Source organism: Marinobacterium sp. NO-S09, from assembly GCF_059179545.1.
Window position 1 is genome coordinate 2628433 of the sequence record NZ_CP168954.1, and the last position, 20434, is coordinate 2648866.

The 20434-nt window shown below is 55.3% G+C and carries 20 protein-coding genes; 1 reads left to right on the forward strand and 19 read right to left on the reverse strand.

Features of this window, described 5'->3' with window-relative positions:
• A complete protein-coding gene (locus tag O3C79_RS12180) occupies positions 1 to 5043 on the forward strand; it encodes a diguanylate cyclase (protein WP_494383316.1) in 5043 nt (1680 codons plus the stop codon).
• Between the two features lie 11 nt (positions 5044 to 5054).
• Here the strand turns inward: O3C79_RS12180 and O3C79_RS12185 are convergent, their stop codons facing one another.
• The 19 genes from O3C79_RS12185 to clpX form a co-directional block, all read right to left on the reverse strand.
• Positions 5055 to 5330 (reverse strand): hypothetical protein, encoded by a 276-nt coding sequence (locus O3C79_RS12185; RefSeq protein WP_494383317.1) that lies wholly within the window; start codon positions 5328 to 5330, stop codon positions 5055 to 5057.
• 61 nt (positions 5331 to 5391) lie between these two features.
• Positions 5392 to 6087: an aspartate/glutamate racemase family protein gene (locus tag O3C79_RS12190; protein ID WP_494383318.1), complete on the reverse strand. Its 696-nt coding sequence runs from the start codon at positions 6085 to 6087 to the stop codon at positions 5392 to 5394.
• 109 nt (positions 6088 to 6196) lie between these two features.
• Positions 6197 to 6556: a DoxX family protein gene (locus O3C79_RS12195; protein ID WP_010323078.1), complete on the reverse strand. Its 360-nt coding sequence runs from the start codon at positions 6554 to 6556 to the stop codon at positions 6197 to 6199.
• 23 nt (positions 6557 to 6579) lie between these two features.
• Positions 6580 to 6972, reverse strand: coding sequence for a VOC family protein (locus O3C79_RS12200; RefSeq protein ID WP_494383319.1), 393 nt, complete (start codon positions 6970 to 6972; stop codon positions 6580 to 6582).
• Between the two features lie 99 nt (positions 6973 to 7071).
• Positions 7072 to 7470: a hypothetical protein gene (locus tag O3C79_RS12205; protein ID WP_494383320.1), complete on the reverse strand. Its 399-nt coding sequence runs from the start codon at positions 7468 to 7470 to the stop codon at positions 7072 to 7074.
• Positions 7471 to 7538: 68 nt separating this feature from the next.
• On the reverse strand, positions 7539 to 7967 hold the full coding sequence (locus O3C79_RS12210; protein ID WP_494383321.1) for a GNAT family N-acetyltransferase: 429 nt from the start codon (positions 7965 to 7967) through the stop codon (positions 7539 to 7541).
• Positions 7968 to 8064: 97 nt separating this feature from the next.
• A complete protein-coding gene (locus O3C79_RS12215; RefSeq protein WP_494383322.1) occupies positions 8065 to 8382 on the reverse strand; it encodes a DUF1330 domain-containing protein in 318 nt (105 codons plus the stop codon).
• 112 nt (positions 8383 to 8494) lie between these two features.
• A complete protein-coding gene (locus tag O3C79_RS12220) occupies positions 8495 to 8842 on the reverse strand; it encodes a DUF3024 domain-containing protein (protein WP_494383323.1) in 348 nt (115 codons plus the stop codon).
• A gap of 148 nt (positions 8843 to 8990) precedes the next feature.
• Positions 8991 to 10766: an alpha/beta hydrolase family protein gene (locus O3C79_RS12225; protein ID WP_494383324.1), complete on the reverse strand. Its 1776-nt coding sequence runs from the start codon at positions 10764 to 10766 to the stop codon at positions 8991 to 8993.
• Positions 10767 to 10848: 82 nt separating this feature from the next.
• On the reverse strand, positions 10849 to 12006 hold the full coding sequence (gene pqqE, locus O3C79_RS12230) for a pyrroloquinoline quinone biosynthesis protein PqqE (RefSeq protein ID WP_494383325.1): 1158 nt from the start codon (positions 12004 to 12006) through the stop codon (positions 10849 to 10851).
• Positions 11999 to 12277 carry a pyrroloquinoline quinone biosynthesis peptide chaperone PqqD gene (gene pqqD / locus O3C79_RS12235; protein ID WP_076463644.1) on the reverse strand — a complete coding sequence of 93 codons (279 nt, stop codon included), beginning with the start codon at positions 12275 to 12277 and terminating at the stop codon, positions 11999 to 12001. Before pqqD ends, pqqE begins: the two co-directional genes overlap by 8 nt.
• Entirely contained in the window at positions 12270 to 13028 is a 759-nt protein-coding gene (gene pqqC, locus O3C79_RS12240; RefSeq protein WP_494383326.1) for a pyrroloquinoline-quinone synthase PqqC, read from the reverse strand. Before pqqC ends, pqqD begins: the two co-directional genes overlap by 8 nt.
• Before the next feature lie 10 nt (positions 13029 to 13038).
• Positions 13039 to 13959 (reverse strand): pyrroloquinoline quinone biosynthesis protein PqqB, encoded by a 921-nt coding sequence (gene pqqB, locus O3C79_RS12245; protein ID WP_494383327.1) that lies wholly within the window; start codon positions 13957 to 13959, stop codon positions 13039 to 13041.
• A gap of 75 nt (positions 13960 to 14034) precedes the next feature.
• On the reverse strand, positions 14035 to 14106 hold the full coding sequence (gene pqqA / locus O3C79_RS12250; RefSeq protein WP_003243383.1) for a pyrroloquinoline quinone precursor peptide PqqA: 72 nt from the start codon (positions 14104 to 14106) through the stop codon (positions 14035 to 14037).
• A gap of 273 nt (positions 14107 to 14379) precedes the next feature.
• A complete protein-coding gene (gene exaC / locus O3C79_RS12255) occupies positions 14380 to 15900 on the reverse strand; it encodes an acetaldehyde dehydrogenase ExaC (RefSeq protein WP_494383328.1) in 1521 nt (506 codons plus the stop codon).
• A gap of 196 nt (positions 15901 to 16096) precedes the next feature.
• Positions 16097 to 17401, reverse strand: a complete 1305-nt coding sequence (locus tag O3C79_RS12260) for a TRAP transporter large permease (RefSeq protein ID WP_494383329.1) — start codon at positions 17399 to 17401, stop codon at positions 16097 to 16099.
• Positions 17391 to 17885: a TRAP transporter small permease gene (locus O3C79_RS12265; protein ID WP_010323053.1), complete on the reverse strand. Its 495-nt coding sequence runs from the start codon at positions 17883 to 17885 to the stop codon at positions 17391 to 17393. Before O3C79_RS12265 ends, O3C79_RS12260 begins: the two co-directional genes overlap by 11 nt.
• 57 nt (positions 17886 to 17942) lie before the next feature.
• Positions 17943 to 18950, reverse strand: a complete 1008-nt coding sequence (locus O3C79_RS12270) for a DctP family TRAP transporter solute-binding subunit (protein ID WP_076461342.1) — start codon at positions 18948 to 18950, stop codon at positions 17943 to 17945.
• 178 nt (positions 18951 to 19128) lie between these two features.
• Positions 19129 to 20403: an ATP-dependent Clp protease ATP-binding subunit ClpX gene (gene clpX, locus O3C79_RS12275; RefSeq protein WP_076461344.1), complete on the reverse strand. Its 1275-nt coding sequence runs from the start codon at positions 20401 to 20403 to the stop codon at positions 19129 to 19131.
• Positions 20404 to 20434: the final 31 nt, after the last annotated feature.

Genomic DNA, 20434 nt, shown 5'->3' on the forward strand with positions numbered 1-20434 from the left:
ATGCAGAACTTCGTGGAGCTGTCGGGCTTTACTATCCTGTCCTGCATCTGGCGCCATGGAGGACGCGTCGCCTATCGCGTCCAGCGCCAGTCTGATGGCATGCACCTGTGCGCCGAAACGCTGGATGCGGAATATCCCGAGCGACGCCAGGTTGCAACCCTGCATCATGAGGCCAACATTCTGTCACGGCTGGAAGGTGTTGACGGTATTCGCAAGGTTCATGCACTACTGCCCCATGGCAGCGGTAACCTTGCGCTGATAACCGACCTCTACACCGGTTCGCTGGACACACTGCTGCACCACCAGGAACAGCCCATGCCTGTCATACAGGCGCTGGAGATTGCCCTGGAGCTGGCGCAGACACTGAGCGATATCCATGCCCATAACATCGTACACAAATCGCTCAGCTCGGCTAATGTGCTGATGGCCCCGGATTCAGGCGCACTGAAACTGGCCGGGTTCAGTATCGCCTCGGAGCTGGATCAGGAACGGCAGAATACTGAACTTGATCATCAGCCCAAGGGCTCACTGGCGTATATTTCCCCCGAACAAACCGGCCGCATGAATCGCAGTCTGGACTACCGCTCGGATTATTATTCGCTGGGTGTACTGCTGTATGAACTGCTCACAGGACAGCTCCCCTTCCAGGCTGACAACACGCTTGAATGGGTTCATAGCCACATCAGCCAGATGCCGGCTTCACCTCAGCAGATCTGTCCCAACATCCCCGAGGTGGTTGCCGAGATAGTTCTGAAGCTGATGTCAAAAAGCCCGGAAGAGCGCTATCAGAGCAGCGAAGGACTGGTACATGACCTGTCCCTGTGCCTGAACGCGCTTAAGCAGGGAGCGACTCTGCCCCCCTTTGCTCTGGGTGAAGCGGACCACCTGCAAAAATTCCTGCTGCCCCAGGCCCTTTATGGCCGCGAGCGCGAACTGCAGGAGCTGCTGGACCTGTTCGAGCAGGCCGTTGAAGGCCAGACCCGCTTTTGTCTGGTGCATGGCTATTCAGGCGTAGGCAAATCAGCGCTGGTGAACGAAATCGACCGTTATCAGGTACGAGAGCGCGGCTTTCTGGTGCAAAGCAAGTTCGACCAATACCAGCAGGGCGGCGCCTACTCCGCCCTGGCCGCAACCTTCCAGGCACTTGTCCAGCAGGTATTGCTGGAGCCTGAATCTGTGTTGGCCCAATGGCGTAATCGCCTGACAGCAGCACTGGCACCCAATGCCTCACTGGTCATTGACCTAGTGCCCGAGCTCGCCCTGATCATCGGTGAGCAGCCACCTGTTACCGAACTGCCCCCGGCGGAAAGCCGCAACCGCTTGCAACTGGTCCTGACGGCCTTCCTGCGTGTTTTCGCAGGTCAAGGCCACCCGGTTGTGCTGTTCCTGGACGACCTGCAATGGAGTGATACGCCAACACTGGACCTGTTGCGCCGTATTGTGACCTCGCGTGAACAGAGCCACCTGCTGCTGATTGGCGCCTTTCGCAGTAATGAAGTCGGCCCCGGTCACCCGCTGCGACTCATGCTGGATGATCTGGCGCAACATCAGCGTTTATACGAGATCCCGGTGGGTCCGCTGGAACTGCCCTCGGTTGAACGCCTGGTCGCCGAAACCCTGCGCTCTGCGCCTGATGCCACACGAGAATTGAGCCAAATGCTCTTCGACCGTGCGCATGGCAACCCGTTTTTCACCAACGAATTGCTACGCCAGCTGCATACTCAGGGGGCTATCTGGTCAGACCCCGGCAGTGGACAATGGCACTGGAAACTGGATCGCGCCAGCTGGGAAGACGCCAGTGACGATGTTGTAGAGTTCATGCTGACCAACCTGCGCCGGTTACCGGCAGACACCCAAAAGGTGCTGCAATTGGCGGCCTGCATCGGTAATACGTTCAACCTGCACACCCTGGCTGCCATTTACGAACATAGCGTCGCCCAAACGGCGCAGACGCTGCTACCGGCACTCAAGCAATACACCCTGCTGCCTCTCCATAATGATTATCGGCTGGTTAATCACCCCGACGAGAAGCTGGGTCTAAACCCCTACTACCGTTTTCAGCATGACCGTGTTCAGCAGGCCGCCTACAACCTGATTCCGACAGAAGCCTTGCCTGGCATGCACCTGTCAGTGGGTCGCCTGCTACTGCTCCATGCGGGCGATGTGATCGACAACGAGCAACTGATTGATATCGTCAACCACCTGAACCAGGGCCGAGAACTCATTGAAGCCGATACTGAACGTGAGCAGCTGGCTCAGTTCAACTACCGCGCAGGTGTTCGTGCCCGCGAGGCATCGGCCTATCTGCAAGCAATGGAGTATTTGCAAACCGCCGGGGAATTACTGCCTGCCAATGCCTGGTCTCAGATGCCGGAACTGATGAAAAACCTCAGTGCCGAGATGCAACTATGCCTCTACCTGACCGGGCAGACTGACGCAGCGGACGTATGGCTGGAAGAGATGTTGCGCCACGCGGAATCCGACCTGCACCGTGCCAACATTCTCTCGATTCGCACACGCCAATGCGCCACCCTCGGTCGCATGGAAGAATCCATTCAAGCAGCGATTGAAGGCCTGGCGATTCTTGGCGTCGACTTTACCAAACAGCCTGGCCCCGAGGATGTTGCACGCGAGCGGGAAAGGGTTACCGAATACCTGGCCGGACGCAAAATTGCCGACCTGGTGGATGCCCCCATCATTGGTGACCCTGCCACGCTTACGGCCATGCGATTACTGATGGAAATCTTTGCTGCAGCCTTCCTCTCCGGCAGCAACCTGTTCAGCTATCTGGTGCTTAAGTCGGTTAACCTGGCGCTGCACCGGGGCAACTGTCCGGAATCAGCTTTCGCCTACGCCGCCTATGGCATGCTGCTGTGTGGAGAACTTGACGAACCCGCCACAGGGTTTGAATACGCCAAGGTCGGCCTGGCGATCAATGAACGACTGGATGATTTGAGCCTCAGAGCCCGGGTCATATACGTCTACGCCATGTTTGTACATCACTGGAGCCAACACTGGTCCACCCTCACCCCCTGGTTCCGCAAGGGGATAGAAGCGGGCTACCAATCCGGTGATTTGCTGTACCTGGCCTATAGTGCCCAGGATTGTGTGATCTGGGATCCCTCCATGGATCTGGAAACGGCGCGCCGACTGCATGAAGAGAACCTTGAAATTGTCCGTGAATGCGCCTACCAGGACTCTCTGGACTCAGGCACCCTGTTCCTGCAGATGCAGCGCAACTTCCTGGGCGACACCCTGGCACCCCACAGCCTGAGCAGCGAGGATTTCGATGCCGGGCAGTGCTTTGCTGATATGCATGCACGCCAGTTCAAGACAGGCATTGCCAATCACCATATTTACCATGCTGAAGTCAGCCTGTTGTATGGCGATTATGAGCGAGCGCTGGAGTGTGTTCGCTTGCAGGACCCCTTGATCAAATCGGCGATGTCCTTACCCCAGTTGGTACGTTTCTACATCGTGGCCAACCTCACCCTCACCAGTGTTTTCCCTGACATGGACGAATCAACTCGGAACAGCACACGCCTGAGACTGGAACAAGACCTCGCCCGCATGACACGCTGGGCCGATAATTGCGAAGACAATTTCAGACACCTGCAATGGCTGATGAGCGCCGAGCTGGCCCGTATCGATGATGAGCCAGAGCGCGCACTGGAACTTTACGATGCCGCCATTGATGCCGCTCGCGCCAGCGGCTTCCTGCGTGACGAAGCGACCTCTCTGGAGCGCGCTGCCCGTCACCTGCTGTCGCAAGGCAAACAGCGCTCGGCAGAAGGCTATCTGCGGGGTGCCTATAACCTTTACAACCGCTGGGGTGCCAAGCGCAAATGCGAACAGCTGGAAGCTGAATATCCGGTACTGCATCAAATACAGCAGTCGCATCAACAGATAGCAGAGACACCGCTGGCCAATCTGGACCTGGCTTCTGTGATGAAGGCCTCGCGGAAGATCTCCGGCGAGATGCGACTGGACCAACTGCTCTATACATCACTGGAGATTCTGCTGGAAAATGCAGGCGGCCAGTGGGGGTGTATCGTGGTACGTTCAGGTGACCACTGGACGGTTGAGACGTCGACCCTGCACATGGATAGCCTGAAGCCACTGGCACTGCCTGAGCACTCCTTACTCAGCGATCATCAAGGCAACCGCATTGCCTTGCCGATGAGTGTGATTACCCAGGTGTTCCAACGTGATGAGGCCATTGTTCTCAATGATGCAGCCCAGGAAGGCCCCTTCATACACGACCCTTACTCGGTGCTGCAGCAACCGCGCTCTGTGCTCTGTGTTCCCATCAAGCGCGAACGTTTTGAAGCAGCCATTTACATGGAGAACAACCTCAGCGACAGCGTATTCACCGAGGACCGAGTTGAATTGATTCGACTGCTGGCCGCTCAGGCTTCCGTCGCGATTGAAAACGCACGGCTCTACTCTCAGGTACAGGACTACTCCCACACACTTGAAGCCAAGGTGGCAGAACGCACAGCTGAACTTGAGAAAGCCAACAAGGCGCTGCAGCGCCTGGCCGATCGCGATGGATTGACCGGCGTCGCCAACCGCCGTTATGGCGATGCCTATTTACAGGATACCTGGCGTCGCCTGAGGCGAGAGCAACAGCCTCTGTCCATCATCATGCTGGATGTGGACCACTTCAAGCGCTTCAACGACAACTACGGCCATCAAATGGGTGACGACTGCCTGACCAAGGTCGCCACGACCTTGCAGTCACAGCTGCAACGCTCCAGTGACATGGTCGTCCGCTACGGGGGCGAGGAATTTATGCTCATTTTGCCCAATACCGACCGTAACGGCGCCATCCGCGTAGGTGAAAAGGTTCGATTGGCCATTGCCGCGTTGAGCATTGAGCACAAGCACTCCACGGCCAGCGACCATGTCACCATCAGTGTTGGCTGTGCCACTGGCATTCCGGATGGTAATAACAGCTCAGAAGAGCTGATTTTTGCCGCTGACCAGGCACTCTATACCGCTAAAAAGAGCGGGCGAAATCGACTGCATGCGGCGGGATAGAAACCACACCTTTACCATCCAAACCAACCTGTCATTCTCATAATAAAGCGCCACACATGACCAAGAATGGCAGGGAAAAGCTGCGGCAGTAGAAGTGCCAGGACTGCAAAGATAAGGATGGATGCCAGCAAATAGCCACTGCACAAAAAACCACCCCAAAACGCCAGCTCCATGTTGATCAGAAGCCACAGCAGAACAGCTGTAGGGATTGAAAAGAACAGTGATGCTGCAAGTGCAATCAGCCGTGATTCGATGCTGCCCTCGTCCTTGGGGGCTTTACGTCTCATGTCATTGTCTCCCTGATAATCGTGTAACAGGCCGCCGTGATTACGGACTTAACTGAAATTTTCAAGAACTGGTCGCCCAGTCAACCGCCTTTGCTGCGTGTATCGCGGTGGTGTCGTAGAGCGGAGTATCGGTATGCGACTGATTAATCAGCATACCGATCTCGGTACAACCCAGAATAACCGCTTCAGCCCCCTCTTCCACCAACTCAGCCAGAACTCGCAGGTACACGTCACGAGAGCTGGATTTAATTTCGCCCAGGCAAAGTTCGTTATAGATAATATCGTGGACCTGCTTGCGGCCGGCTTCATTGGGCACATCCACCTCCAGCCCGTATTGGCTGGAGAGTCGATCCTTGTAGAAGGCCTGCTCCATCGTAAACGCCGTGCCCAAAAGCCCAACCTTCTTGATACCATCTCTTACCAGTACTTCGGCCGTTGCATCAGCTATGTGCAGCAAGGGGATACCAACGCTCTGCTCAACCTCAGCCGCAACCTTATGCATGGTATTGGTACAGATCAGTACGCAATCGGCACCACCCGCCTCAACACTTTTCGCAGCATCACAGAGAATATCAGCAGCGCCCTGCCAATCCCCCTGATGTTGCAGCTTCTCAATCGGATCAAAGTCCACGCTATGAAGGACGATCTGTGCGGAATGAAGGCCTCCCAATCTCTCCTTAACGCCCCGATTGATGGCCTGATAGTAACCAACCGTACTTTCCCAGCTCATACCGCCGATCAGTCCAATTGTTTTCATATACAACTCCTTTTATCGGAAGGTTATAACTGAGTATCTGATGGAAAAATGGATGTAACGCACACGCCCTGGCAGGGCATGCCTCTGGGCACCAGGCAAGATCGGCTGACTAAGGCCCATATCTGCGTGTGAAGGAGCAAATTTCGTTCCGACCCAACCACGCACGCAGGGCTGAAAAGGTCAGGATCAAGCTGGCCGCAACAAACATGGGCCACTCGGAATGAATCATATGAGTCGCCACAGCACCGATCATCATGAGCGCCAGACAGCCAGCGGCAAGCGCTGAAAACCGGCGCAACAGCAAACCTATGCCACCCAAGACTTCAATCACCCCGGTAAAATACATGAACCACAGAGGGTATCCCCAGCGCTCAAATGCCTGCAGTTCGAACTCCAGCCCTGCCAGTTTGGCACTGCCGGACGCGATAAATATGACCGCCAGTACAACACTCAACAGCGTAATTTTCATATGTCAGCTCCCAGCCATGAGGCTTATTGTGAATCCGCCTGTGCTCTGAAACCGGCTTCATCACGGATACTGATACGGTTACCGTCCGGGTCATAGAGAGTAATAATCGAACCCCAGTCATTATCCATCACCTCAGCCTCTATGCCGTGCTGGTGGAGTGATGCCCGTGCCTGATGGATATCCGGCACGTTCAAGCGAAGCTTTGTTGGACAACGTGACACATCCTTGCCTGAGGGCACGGCGACGCCTTCGGTCTCAATCATCAGATAGGCATTGCCAAACTCAAGGCAGGTTAAACGGAAGTCACCCTCCGTTTTCGAAAACATTTCAGGCAGGCCAAACACGTCCTTGTAAAACCTTACACAGGCATCGAAATGCTCAACGTTAAGGATAATGCCATAGTTATCGATCTTCATGGGGTTCGCCTATTTCCAGGACAAGCAATACGTAAAGAGGATAGAGTTAAAATCAGGTATCAGCCTGAGGTAAAAAGCTTTCACATATCGACTCACGCTTTACCACGATATGCACTCATTTGATTGATCAAGTATAGATAGGATATACGGATCTAGAGTATCCTCAGACTCGGAAAACTGAATGATCTTATGACGACTTTCAGCTACGCGCTGCACGCGTCTGCAGGCTTCAACCTTCGTGCTTTTGGGGACCTTTGATACCAACAAGTTCGCCCCCAACAAATGAAGCTTAATGTCCTCAAGAATCAGCGATTTGACCGCAGCATCCCCTTTCTGACTAAAGGCATCGACATACGCTACGGCTTGTTCAAGCTGACGAATGGTTGATACGAGATTTTTACGATCATCGTATTGATCCCCGGCTGCTTTGGCTCCAAGCACAAAGCCGCCGACAACACCCAGGACTAAAAATAAAGCTGGCACTATTACTTTCTTCATCATTTCCTCCCTGAAATCTGACGATCCAATTATCTATCCTGGCCTTACATGGCCCCCTGCTTTGATTGCTACAGGTATCTATCCAGGACCAGCTGACTCTTCACACGCGAAAATCCCTGATTCATGTAAAATTTGTGAGTGTCCTTACGCAGCAAATTACAGCGCACACGAAGATTGAGATCCATTTCCGCAGCCCATGTCTCTGCACGAGACACAAGCGCAGTACCAACCCCTTTCCGCTGATGATCGGGGTGCACCGCCATACCGCAGATTTCAATGAAAGCGGTGGATGCGACCCGTACGGATCGGTGCGCTTGCAACCAACCCACTACGCCAACGTTATCCTCAAATACCCAGAGGCGGTCACGCTCCGAATGAATGAGCTCGGACAAATCGCTCTCGATATCTGAGCTATTACCACTGGCATAACCAAGGCCTGCCGAGGCTACCACTATGGCATCCAAATCAAGTTTGACCGCTTCTCGGATAGAACTCATTAGCACTCCATTGCTGTGCCCTCATTGACTTGGCAAAGCGTAGAAACAATAGCCCGATGCCTGATATTTTAGGCCTCCCTTCCCCGTATTAAATTTATTAGGCATTTTGATTGACTTCATCTCTCCATGACCCGCCGTTGACCAAGATGAGATTACTTTTTGTATTTTCATGCCGGATTTTGAACAACTCCTTTACTTCAGGATCCGCGAGAAATTGGGTTGCATTCTCTTTTGAGTCAAACTCCAGCACTACTATGGTATTCGGATTCCAATCGCCTTCTATGACTTCGGGGGTAAGTCCTTCAACTAAATACTTACCTTTATGCTTTTGAAGATAGGCTGGTATTTTCTCGACATATTCCATGAACTTAGGAAAATTGACGATTGTGAAGTCCAGAATCAAATACCCCTTCAATGAATATCTCCTTCTTAATCCTTGAACTGTCTACTGTTCGTGGGTAATTCGGGAACATAACGCTGGGCTTAGCGGCGTCCACAGGCCGTGACATTAAGTGCCTGGTGATGTGCTACCCGAAGAAACAGCCATTCGCATCGGCATTCACGATAGCAAAGAATTCCTCGATGGATCGTGAATCAGGTACTGGCGTGTACGAATACCACTTCAGATCGCTACGCATCCAGTAGATTTTCCAGCGCCGCGATTTTTTTACGTAGGTAGCTTTTGCTACCGGTGACTCAATGATCGTGGACGGCTCCCGGAAATGAGGACGAATCTCGACAATTTGCACACTTTGGCCAGACACCCGAACGTCTAAATCTATCTTGGGTCGGATCTCGACAGGCGGCCTCCGATTTTCCAGAAACTCTAAAGCAGCCCGCTCAATTCTCTTTGATTCAAACTCACTGAATGCCATATGGATTCTCTATGGGAGCGCCAGGCAACCGCAGGGAGCGGATTTAATTGCTTGGTTAGCCGTTTTAGACCCACTGAATGCTTGAAGCTGCCGACTTCCTGCTGGCAGTGATCTCAGAATGCCCTGCCCTATGCCGGTTTGCAACCGGTCAGGACAGGGTTCGGTTGATCAGCTGCAGGTAAAACGCCAGCTCTGCTTCAAGCACTTTGGCCTGGTTCTCAGGCTGGCGGAAGCCATGGGCTTCATCCGGGAAATAGTGGGTTTCGACTTGCAACCCTTTGGCCCGTAAACGCTCGACCATCGCGCCTGTTTGCTCGGGGGGCACGACTCGGTCCTGCTCTCCCTGAAAGAAGATGACGGGCACCTGGATGCGTTCGGCATGAGTCAGCGGGGCGCGCTGCTGGTAACGTTCAGGATGAACGTCAGGATCGGCTATCAACCAGTGCAGGTAGCGGGATTCAAACTTGTGTGTCAAATCATTCAAACGTGCCGGGTCGCTGACACCATAGAGGCTGGCACCGCCCTGAAACAGGTTGGAATGGCAAAGCGCACTCAGTGTTGTGTACCCACCTGCGCTGTTACCGCGAATAAACACGGCTTTGGCATCTGCCAATCCCTGTTTAATAAGTGACCGGGCGACCGCTTCCACATCCTGTACATCACTAATCCCCCATTGTTGCTCAAGCTGCATCCGATAGCTGCGACCGTAGCCTGTGCTGCCACGGTAATTGACGTCTGCAATCATGAACCCCCGTTGGGTCCAGTACTGGATTGCGGGCTTGAGAATGGGCGCAGTGGTTGCTGTTGGGCCACCATGGGTCCAGATGACCAAAGGCAGGGGCTGGTTTGCAGGCACACCGGCAGGCCGATATAGGAAGTATGGCACCTGCTGGTTCTGTACAGTCGCACTCAGGCTCAGTGGCAGGCTTACCTGAAAGGCCGGCGCGGAACCCCCTGATAATACGAGTGTCTGGTCAGGGTCATCTGCTGTCAATTCGGTATCAATGCGCAGGATGGCCGGTTCACGATCACTGAATTCAGCAACACAGGCCAGGTGCTGTCCATTACAGGCAAGCGCATGCAGGCGGGCGGGCATAACCCCAAGTTCCATCGGTTCCCAGTCATGCCCGTTGTGCCGCCATAGCCGCGTATATCCTTCAGACTGCCCCAGCGCCAGCAATTCATCTTCATGATTCCAGCCATAGGTACTTAAACCCAATTGCCAGGGTGCAGTGGTAAATTCGGTATTGGCGGGTGCATCCCCGGCCAAAGGCACAAGGCCCTCAGGGGTTAGCCTTTCGATGTGCCACCAGTTATGGCGGTCCACCACGACATGCAGCTGGCCTGCAGGTGAAAAACGCGGCTGTGCCCAGGCGGCATCCTGCTTATCGGATACCTGCACGCATTCAATGATTTCACCCTCGACACCTAACTCTGCCTGCATTAAACGTGTGCAGCGCCAGGGCTGCTGCGGGTGATCCCATTCGACCCAGGCCAGTTGACGCCCATCCGGGCTAAGAACCGGTGAGCTATAGAAGTCTGCGCCTTCGGCTAAGGTTGTAACCTGCCCACTTTTCAAATCAACCGACACCAGGCGATTAACAGGCTCTCCCCATTCCGCGTAGTGCGTTTCACTGATCGCCACCAGCCGGCTTCGCACTGAATCCGGCTGCAGATCGGCAAAACGGGTTTGGGCTTCGTGGGTTAATAACCGGGGATCATCGTAGGTCGTTAGCGACTTTAGCCAGATACCCTGGTCTTCATTGTTCACGTAGCAGGCCAGGTCTCCCGCCACACACCAGGCGCCGCCGCCATATTCATGCACACGGCTGCGTACGCTGAAATTGTCCGGCAACAGATTAACAGCTTTACCAGAGACGAAGCGGCACAGTCGATTGAGGCCACTACTTGCATCAAAACTCACGCCTATCACCTCTCCCCGATGAAAACGGAGAGAGGAGTAGTCATGAATGGCGGCAACCGCCTCTTGGGCACTGAGCAGTGGCTCAGCCTCGGGCGAATACACGGGAGTTGCGGTCGTTTCGGAAGGTGATGGGCGCATCCGCACTAGTCTGCTCAGACGCCGCTCGGGCGTCAAGGATCTTCTGATGATGCGGTGACTTGCTGCACACCGGGTCAGCGGCGTTCATGTCACCGGCCAGCATATAGGCCTGGCAGCGACAGCCGCCCAGATCGTTTTCCTTTTCGTCACAGGAACGACAAGGCTCCTGCATCCAGTCATCGCCCCGGAAGTGGTTGAAGCCGAACGACTCATGCCAGATATGCTGCAGGGTATTGTCCTTCACATTGGGGAACTCGATCGGCAGCATGCGCGCGCTGTGGCATGGCAAGGCGGTACCATCCGGCGTGACGGTGAGGAAGATCTCACCCCAGCCGTTCATGCATTTTTTCGGTCGCTCTTCATAGTAATCGGGCGTCACAAAGATCAGCTTGATCGGGTTGCCTTCAGCCGCCAGTTTTTCACGGTATTCGTTGGTGATGCGCTCGGCCCGCTCCAACTGCGCTTGCGTCGGCAGCAGGGCTTCCTTGTTCTCGTAGGCCCAGCCGTAATACTGGCAGGTGGCCAGTTCGACAAAGTCCGCTTCCAGTTCCACGCACAGCTCGATGATGCGGTCGATCCGGTCGATGTTGTGCTTGTGGGTGACGAAGTTGAGCACCATGGGATAGCCCTGGGCTTTCACTTCGCGGGCCATTTTCAGCTTCTGCTGGAACGCCTTGTCGGAGCCGGCCAGCATGTTGTTAACCGTCTCGTCCGAAGCCTGGAAGCTGATCTGGATATGGTCCAGCCCCGCCTCACGGAAGGCAGCAATACGGTCAGCAGTGAGGCCGATGCCCGAGGTGATCAGGTTGGTGTAGTAACCCAGCTTGCGCCCTTCGGCGATCAGCTGTTCCAGGTCACGGCGTACCAGCGGCTCGCCACCGGAGAAGCCCAGCTGTGCGGCGCCCATCTTGCGTGCCTGACGGAACACCTCGACCCACTGATCGGTCGTCAGCTCTTCACCATGGGCGGCAAAGTCCAGCGGGTTGCTGCAGTAGGGGCACTGCAGCGGGCATTTGTAGGTCAGCTCGGCCAGCAGCCAGAGCGGTTGGCTCTGGTGCTGGGGCGGTTGGGCAGAGGATTGTTCAGACTTGAGCTCAGACATAACCGATCCAGTTTTGCTCATGGGCGATGGCCAGAAATTCCAGCACATCCGGCCCCAGTTCACCGGCCTCGGGGAAGCGGGTTTCCAGTGCCTGAATGATGGCAGCACAGTCCTGCTCGCCATTCACTTCACTGAGGATGGCGCCCGCGCTGTCGTTCAGCTTGATCATCCCTTCCGGGTACAACAGCACATGGCAGTTCTGCGCCTCTTCCCACTGGAAGCGGAACATGGCATTCAGTTGGGGTGTCTGGTCCAGCGCCGGTTTAGTCATTGAACAGTCCTCGGTGGTACACCTTCTCCGGCGTCACGGTATGGAACGGCGGACGTTCCAGTTCGTACGCCATGGTCATGGCATCGAGCATACTCCAAAGCACATCCAGCTTGAACTGCAGGACCTCCAGCATCCGCTCCTGCTGCTCGCGGGTGGTGTAGTGGTCCAGGGTGATCTGCAGGCCATGTTCCACGTCGCGGCGGGCCTCCGTCAGGCGGTTACGGAAGTACTGGTAGCCCTCTTCCTTGATCCACGGATAGTGCGTAGGCCAGGTATCCAGACGGGACTGGTGGATATGCGGGGCAAACAGCTCGGTCAGCGAGGAGCTGGCCGCTTCCTGCCAGGTGGCACGGCGAGCGAAGTTCACATAGGCATCCACGGCAAAGCGTACGCCCGGCAGTACATGCTCGTGGGACAGGATCTCTTCGCGTGTAAGGCCCACGGCTTCACCCAGCTGCAGCCAGGCCTCGATGCCGCCCACAGCACCATCGTAACCGTCGTGGTCCATGATGCGCTGCAGCCACTGGCGGCGCACGTCACGGTGCGGACAGTTGGCCAGGATGGCAGCATCCTTGAGCGGAATATTCACCTGATAGTAGAAACGGTTGGCGACCCAGCCACGGATCTGCTCTGGCGTGGATTCACCGGCATACATGGCCACATGATAGGGGTGATGAATATGGTAGAGATCGCCTTTGGCGCGCAGAGCCTGTTCGAATTCACTGCGGCTCATCGGTTCGGTGTTGCTCATGATGCTCTCCTCAGAGTTCGATGCTCATGCCGTCAAAGGCCACTTCGATGCCGTGCTCGGCCAGAACGCCCCGCTCGGGGGAGTCTTCGATCAGGATCGGGTTGGTGTTGTTAATGTGGATCAGCACCTTGCGCGGCTTATCCAGCGTATCCAGATAGGCGATCATGCCGTTCTCGCCAGACTGAGGCAGGTGGCCCATGTGCACGCCCAGCTTGTCACCGACACCGGCGTGGATCATCTCGTCTTCACGCCAGAGGGTGCCGTCCACCAGCAGGCAGTCCGCGTCTTCCATAATCGGGCGCAGGTGCTCTTCGATCTGGCCCAGACCCGGTGCGTAGAAGATGGAGCGACCAGTGGCGTCATCCTTCAGCAGCATGCCGATGTTATCGCCCGGGTGGGGATCGTTACGGTGCGGCGAGTACGGCGGCGCACTGGAGCGCAGCGGCACGGCCGTCAGAGTGATGCCCGGTACTTCGGGAATGGTGAATTCGTTGTAGGTCTCGGTGCTGGGGATCTGGTTCCACGCCAGCCCACCGTTCCAGTGCTCCAGCATGTTGAAGACCGGGAAGCCGGTGCTCAAGTCCTGCTTGACCATATCGGTGCAGTAGACCTGATGCGGGCAGCCTTCGCGCAACATCAACAAACCGGTGGTGTGGTCGATTTGACTGTCCATCAGCACGACCGCCGCAATGCCGGTATCGCGTTTGCCCTGCCTGGGCTGCAGGGGCTCGAAGCTTTCCAGCTGAGCGCGGATATCCGGTGAGGCGTTAAACAGGATCCAGTCACGTCCGTTGAGGCTGGCCGCGATGGAGGATTGGGTACGGGCCTTGGCGTTGAGGGTGCCGTTGCGCAGGCCTTTGCAGTTGTCGCAGTTGCAGTTCCACTGCGGAAAGCCGCCCCCGGCCGCTGAGCCTAAAATCTGTATTTTCATTATTGTATGTTCCGCTGGGGGTAGGGTTGCCGGAAGGCAAAAGAAAGGGCAGCCCCTTGAGGCTGCCCGGTACGCTTAGCGGTTTGCGAAGTACATGGTAACTTCGAAGCCGATGCGCAGATCAGTGTAAGCAGGTTTAGTCCACATGATGTGATCCTCTTGTTGTTATCGATTTGTCACTTTAGACACCTTGATGGTAGGCAACCTGCCCCCTGCCCCAATATGGTACTTTGGAACGAATTGAGGGCTGATTTGGTATAGCGACACTTCCGCCCTACCCTGACTGCCCACAACAACATAGCCTCCAGACATAAAAAAACGGCCCGTAGGCCGTTAAAAATGTACTGCAGAGCGAAGGCTGCCGGGGCGGGCAGCCATGGTGTGCACGTCCATGTGCGAGAGCTTCGGAGAAATGCCGGCTTAGAAGAAGCCCAGCGGGTTGATGTCGTAGCTCACCAGCATGTTCTTGGTCTGCTGGTAATGGTCGAGCATCATTTTGTGTGTTTCACGGCCTACACCAGACTTCTTGTAACCACCGAAGGCAGCGTGTGCCGGGTACTGGTGGTAGCAGTTAGTCCATACACGACCGGCCTGGATACCACGACCCATGCGGTAAGAGCGGTTCATGTCGCGGCTCCATACGCCTGCGCCCAGACCGAACTCGGTGTCGTTGGCGATTGCCAGTGCTTCAGCTTCGTCTTTGAAGGTCGTTACGGAAACAACCGGACCAAAGATCTCTTCCTGGAACACACGCATGTCGTTGGTGCCTTTCAGCAGAGTCGGCTGGATGTAGTAGCCGGTACCCAGACCGCCTTCCAGTTGCTCTTTGTCACCACCGATCAGCACTTCAGCGCCCTCGGCACGACCGATATCGAAGTAGCCCAGGATCTTGTCGAACTGTTCCTGAGATGCCTGAGCACCGACCATGGTTTCAGAATCCAGCGGGTTGCCACGCTTGATATTCTTGATGCGATCGATAACACGCTCGATGAACTGGTCATAGATGCTTTCCTGAACCAGCAGACGAGACGGGCAGGTGCAAACCTCACCCTGGTTGAAGAACGCCAGAACCGTACCTTCGACACACTTGTCGATGAAGGCATCTTCATGATCCATGATGTCTTCGAAGTAGATGTTCGGCGATTTGCCGCCCAGCTCAACGGTAGACGGGATGATGTTCTCGGCGGCACATTTCAGGATGTGGGAGCCAACCGGAGTAGAACCGGTGAACGCGATCTTGGCGATACGCGTGCTGGTGGCAAGCGCCTGGCCCGCTTCAGCACCGAAACCGTTTACGATGTTCAGAGTGCCCTTTGGCAGCAGATCTTCGATCGCTTCAATCAGAACCAGGATTGACCAGGGAGTCTGCTCGGCCGGCTTCAGCACGATGCAGTTACCAGCGGCCAGCGCGGGAGCGATTTTCCAGGCGGCCATCAGCAGCGGGAAGTTCCACGGGATGATCTGGCCAACAACGCCTAGAGGCTCATGGAAATGGTAAGCGACAGTGTTTTCGTCGATTTCACCGATGCTGCCTTCCTGAGCGCGGATGCAGCCAGCGAAGTAACGGAAGTGGTCAACGGCCAGGGGAACGTCTGCCGCCAGAGTTTCACGAACGGCTTTACCGTTGTCCCAGGTTTCGGCAACCGCAATTTTTTCGAGGTTTGCTTCCAGACGGTCTGCAATTTTGAGCAGGATGTTAGAGCGCTCGGCGACAGAGGTACGACCCCAGGCATCCTTGGCAGCGTGTGCAGCGTCCAGCGCCAGTTCGATATCTTCCGCAGTAGAACGCGGGATTTCGCAGAAAGCTTCACCGGTTACCGGGGATACGTTCTGGAAGTATTCACCTTTAACCGGAGCGGTCCATTCCCCACCAATGAAGTTGCCGTAACGTGGCTTCAGAGAAACGATGGAATCCGCCTGTCCTGGCTGTGCGTAGATCATATTCTTAGCCTCTTGTTGTTATTCGCATCTTGCTCGGCGAGCAGTAACGATTGACGCTATCAATCTTAGCTAGGCTGCTCGATTCCAGAGTATAGTGCCTTGGGCGTGAGAATATGGCTCTTTAGTAGTAGATATGTTGTTCGTCAGTGAGACAGGATGAAGAACAGGGGCCCGAAGGCCCCTGTTATAACGCGTTTTACCAGTTGCCGACCACGTAGCCCAGCTTATCCGGTAGCCAGAGCGCGATACCGGGTACCAGCATGACCAACAAAAGACTGGTTGCCATGGCCGCAATAAAGACAAGCGCCCAACCCATCGTATGCTCCAGACGGATGTTGGCGATCCGCGTGGTCACCATCAGGTTCACCGCCACCGGAGGTGTGAACTGGCCAATAGCAATATTCATTGCCAATAGGATACCGAACCAGACCGGATTCCAGCCAAAGTGATTCATCAATGGCAGCAGGATCGGGATCAGAATCAGGTAGATTGAAACGGCATCCAGCAACATGCCGGCAAAGAGCACCAGCAACATCACCAGCCCCAACAATACCCAGCCGTTATCAGACAATGACAGCATGCCTTCTGCCAAATGCTGGAAGGTACCCAGGGTGGTACCTGCCCAGGCAAAAATGCCGGCCAGCGCGATAATCAACATGACGACACCTGAGGTTACCGCCGCTTCTGTAATCAGCTCAAACAGGTCCTTGAAGCTGAGATTGCGGTAGATAAGGCTACCTACGATTACGCCGTAGGTTACCGCCACCACGGCCGCTTCTGTCGGAGTGAACAAACCGGACCGCAGGCCACCCAGGATGATGACCGGGGCAAACAGGGCCGGCAAGGCCGCCTTGAAGCTCTCCCACAGCGGCGGACGCTCGGTGGCTTCAGGGTCTTCCCAGCCATGCTTGCGCGCCAGCAGGAGCGCAGGTACCAGCAGGGACAAACCAGCCAGAACGCCCGGGAACAGCCCCGCCGCAAAGAGTGCACGCAGATCGACACCCGGCACCACAATGGAGTACAGGATCAGGGCAATCGATGGCGGAATCAGAATTGCTGTAGAAGACGAGGCCGCAATCAACGTTGCTGAAAACGGCTGCGGATAGCCTGCCTTACGCATGCTGGGCAGCATTACCATGGCAACGGCAGCCGCGTCTGCAGGGCCTGAACCGCTCATGCCCCCCATAATCAGACACACCAGCACGGCAACAACAGCAAGGCCACCATGTCGTGGACCAATGATTGCCTGGGCAAAGCGAACCAGGCTGGCGGCAACCCCTGCCCGCTCAAAAATAAGACCAGTCAAAATAAACAGGGGAATGGCAATCAGGGGATACTTCGCCACGCTGTTATAGGTGTTGGTGCCCAGCGTTGCCAGCATATCTGGTGACAGGCCAGTCACGATGCCGACAACACCACCCAAACCCAGCGCAAAGGCAACGGGGACACCGAGCAACAATGCCAGCAGAAAACTGCCGATCATCAGCAGATCAGGACTCATGGATCACCTCCTCGTCCTGCTTGCCGCGCAAACGGTCCACCAGGTTCTGGGTGATACGAATCATGATCGCAGCGGCCATCAACGGGAGCCAGGCAACATAGATCCAGTTGGGCAGACCCAACCCCGGCGACAGGGATTCCCACTGATATTCTTCCAGCGCAAATATGGCGCCATACCAGCAGGTGATGCCCAATACAATCATGCCAGCCAGCCACTGCAGCACATATACAACTTTCAGCAGGCTTTTAGGCAGGTGGTGTTCAACCAGTTCTATACGAATATGCTGATTATGGCGAGCAGCCACAGCCGCGCCGGCAAAAGTCAGCAGGACCAGAAAAAAAACAGAGAATTCTTCAGTGAAGGCAAAAGAGGCATCGGTGGCATAACGCACAATCACGTTACCCAGACTGATCAAACAGATGGCAATCAGCGCCAGGGACGCGAGCCAGGCTTCCGGCCTGAACTTGGGTTTTCGGGTAGACATATCGGCTCCAGAGGGAGGTGGCGACACCCGCCCGATGTGCGGATGTCGCCGAGGCGATTACTTGCGGTTGGCAATGGCGTCCTGTGCCTGCTTCACCAGATCTTCGCCGATACGAGGGGTCCATTTCTCGTATACGGATTGAGTCGCTTCAACAAAGGCTGCGTGCTGTTCAGGCGTCAGATCAGTGACTTCAACGCCACGCTCCTTGATCTTGGCCAGTGTTTCATCCAGCTCGGCACGGGATTTCTTGATTTCCCACTGACCGGCGTCGATAGCGGCCTGTTTCAACAGCTGCTGGTCTTCCGGGGAGAACTGGCGCCATACACGGGTGCTGACAGCAAATACCAGCGGGTCAGCCATGTAGCCCCAACGGGTCAGATGCTTCTGACCAACCTGGTCGATACGCGCCACGTCAAACACGGACAGCGGGTTTTCCTGGCCATCAACAGCACCGGTGGTCAGTGCCGGCTTGGCATCGGCCCAGCTCATCTGGGTCGGGTTGGCACCCAGTGCGGTAAAGGTGTCCTGGAACAGCGGAGAGCCAACGACACGCACTTTCATGCCAGCAAGATCAGCCGGCTCATCTACCTTCTGCTTGGAGTTGGACAGCTGACGGAAGCCGTTCTCACCCCATGCCAGGGGAGTAACACCACGCTTCTCGACAGCCTTGAATACCGCCTTGCCCGCTTCACCCTGGGTGATGGCATCAATGGCAGCATGGTCCGGCATCAGGAACGGCAGGGAGAACAGGTTCAGTTCCGGTACCTGCGGCGACCAGTTGATGGTAGAGCCTACGGCCATATCGATCAGACCGGAACGCATGGCAGAGAATTCCTTGGTCTGGTCACCTGACACCAGCTGGGCGCTGGAGTAGATTTTCATATTGATGCGCCCTTCAGAGCGCTCTTTAACCAGCTCTACCCATTTGTCGGCAGCCTGACCCCAAGGGAATGCAGACGGCAGCACCGTGGAAACGGTGTATTCGGATTTGTATTCAGCCTGGGCCAGCGGACTGAGCAGCATGCAGGCGGTGGCAGCCGCCATGAAAGTTCGACGTTTCAACATCTATCCGTTCCTTATCGTTCTTGTCCAAAAGCCGTTATGGATTTAATTCTGATATTAACGACCGGTTCGGGATTATAAGGCGTGGATAGAAGGCGACGCAAAGCGATTCTGCATTGCATCTTTTACAGACAAAAAAAATCCCCGCATATGCGAGGATTTTTTTCAGAAACAGAACTGATCAGTCGTCCGAAGCGGCCTTGGCCGAATCCTGATTTTCATAGATCAGGATCGGATCGCTGGTGCCATTGATAACACCCTCATCGATCACAACCTTGGCAACATTATCCAGTGACGGCAGCTGGTACATGATATCCAGCAATGTCGCCTCAAGAATGGACCTCAGGCCACGAGCACCGGTACGACGCTCCAATGCCTTGTTGGCAACAGCCTTCAGCGCTTCTTCACGGAAGTCGACATCAACGCCTTCCATTTCGAATAGTGCATTGTACTGTTTGACCAGGCTGTTTTTCGGTTCTGTCAGGATCTGGATCAGTGCATCTTCGTCCAGCTCGGACAGGGTCGCCACCATGGGCAAACGACCAACAAATTCGGGAATCAAACCGAATTTAACCAGATCTTCTGCTTCCACGTCGTGCAGCACTTCACTGAGACGGCTTTCGTCCTTGCTCTTCACCACGGCACTGAAGCCGATGGAGCTGCGCTCGCTGCGATCACGGATCAGTTTTTCCAGACCCGCAAAAGCACCACCACAGATAAACAGGATGTTGGACGTATCAACCTGCAGGAATTCCTGCTGCGGATGCTTACGGCCACCCTGCGGCGGTACAGACGCCACTGTGCCTTCAATCAGTTTCAGCAGTGCCTGCTGCACACCCTCACCCGATACATCGCGGGTAATTGAAGGGTTATCAGACTTGCGGGAGATCTTATCGATCTCATCGATGTAGACGATACCCAACTGGGCCTTCTCGACATCGTAATCGCACTTCTGCAGCAGTTTCTGAATAATGTTCTCGACATCTTCACCCACGTAACCGGCTTCGGTCAGCGTGGTCGCATCCGCGATGGTGAACGGCACATTCAGCAGACGCGCCATGGTTTCAGCCAGCAATGTTTTACCACTACCGGTCGGACCAATCAGCAGGATGTTGCTCTTGCCGAGTTCAACATCACCCTTTTTCTGGAAGCGCAGTCGCTTGTAGTGGTTGTAAACCGCTACCGCGAGAACACGCTTGGCACGCTCCTGACCAATCACGTAGTCATCAAGGGTTTCCTTGATTTCAGCGGGAGTGGGCAGGTGCTCCTGGGGTTCCTGCTCGTCGGCGTCCTGAACTTCTTCCCGGATGATGTCGTTACAAAGATCAACACACTCGTCACAGATAAAGACAGAGGGACCTGCGATCAGCTTGCGTACTTCATCCTGGCTTTTGCCACAAAAGGAACAGAACAGCTTGCTGCCCTCTCCACCTTTGCCGGTCGTCTCATCTGCCATCTTTCTACCTCAAAAAACACTGTACTCTTTT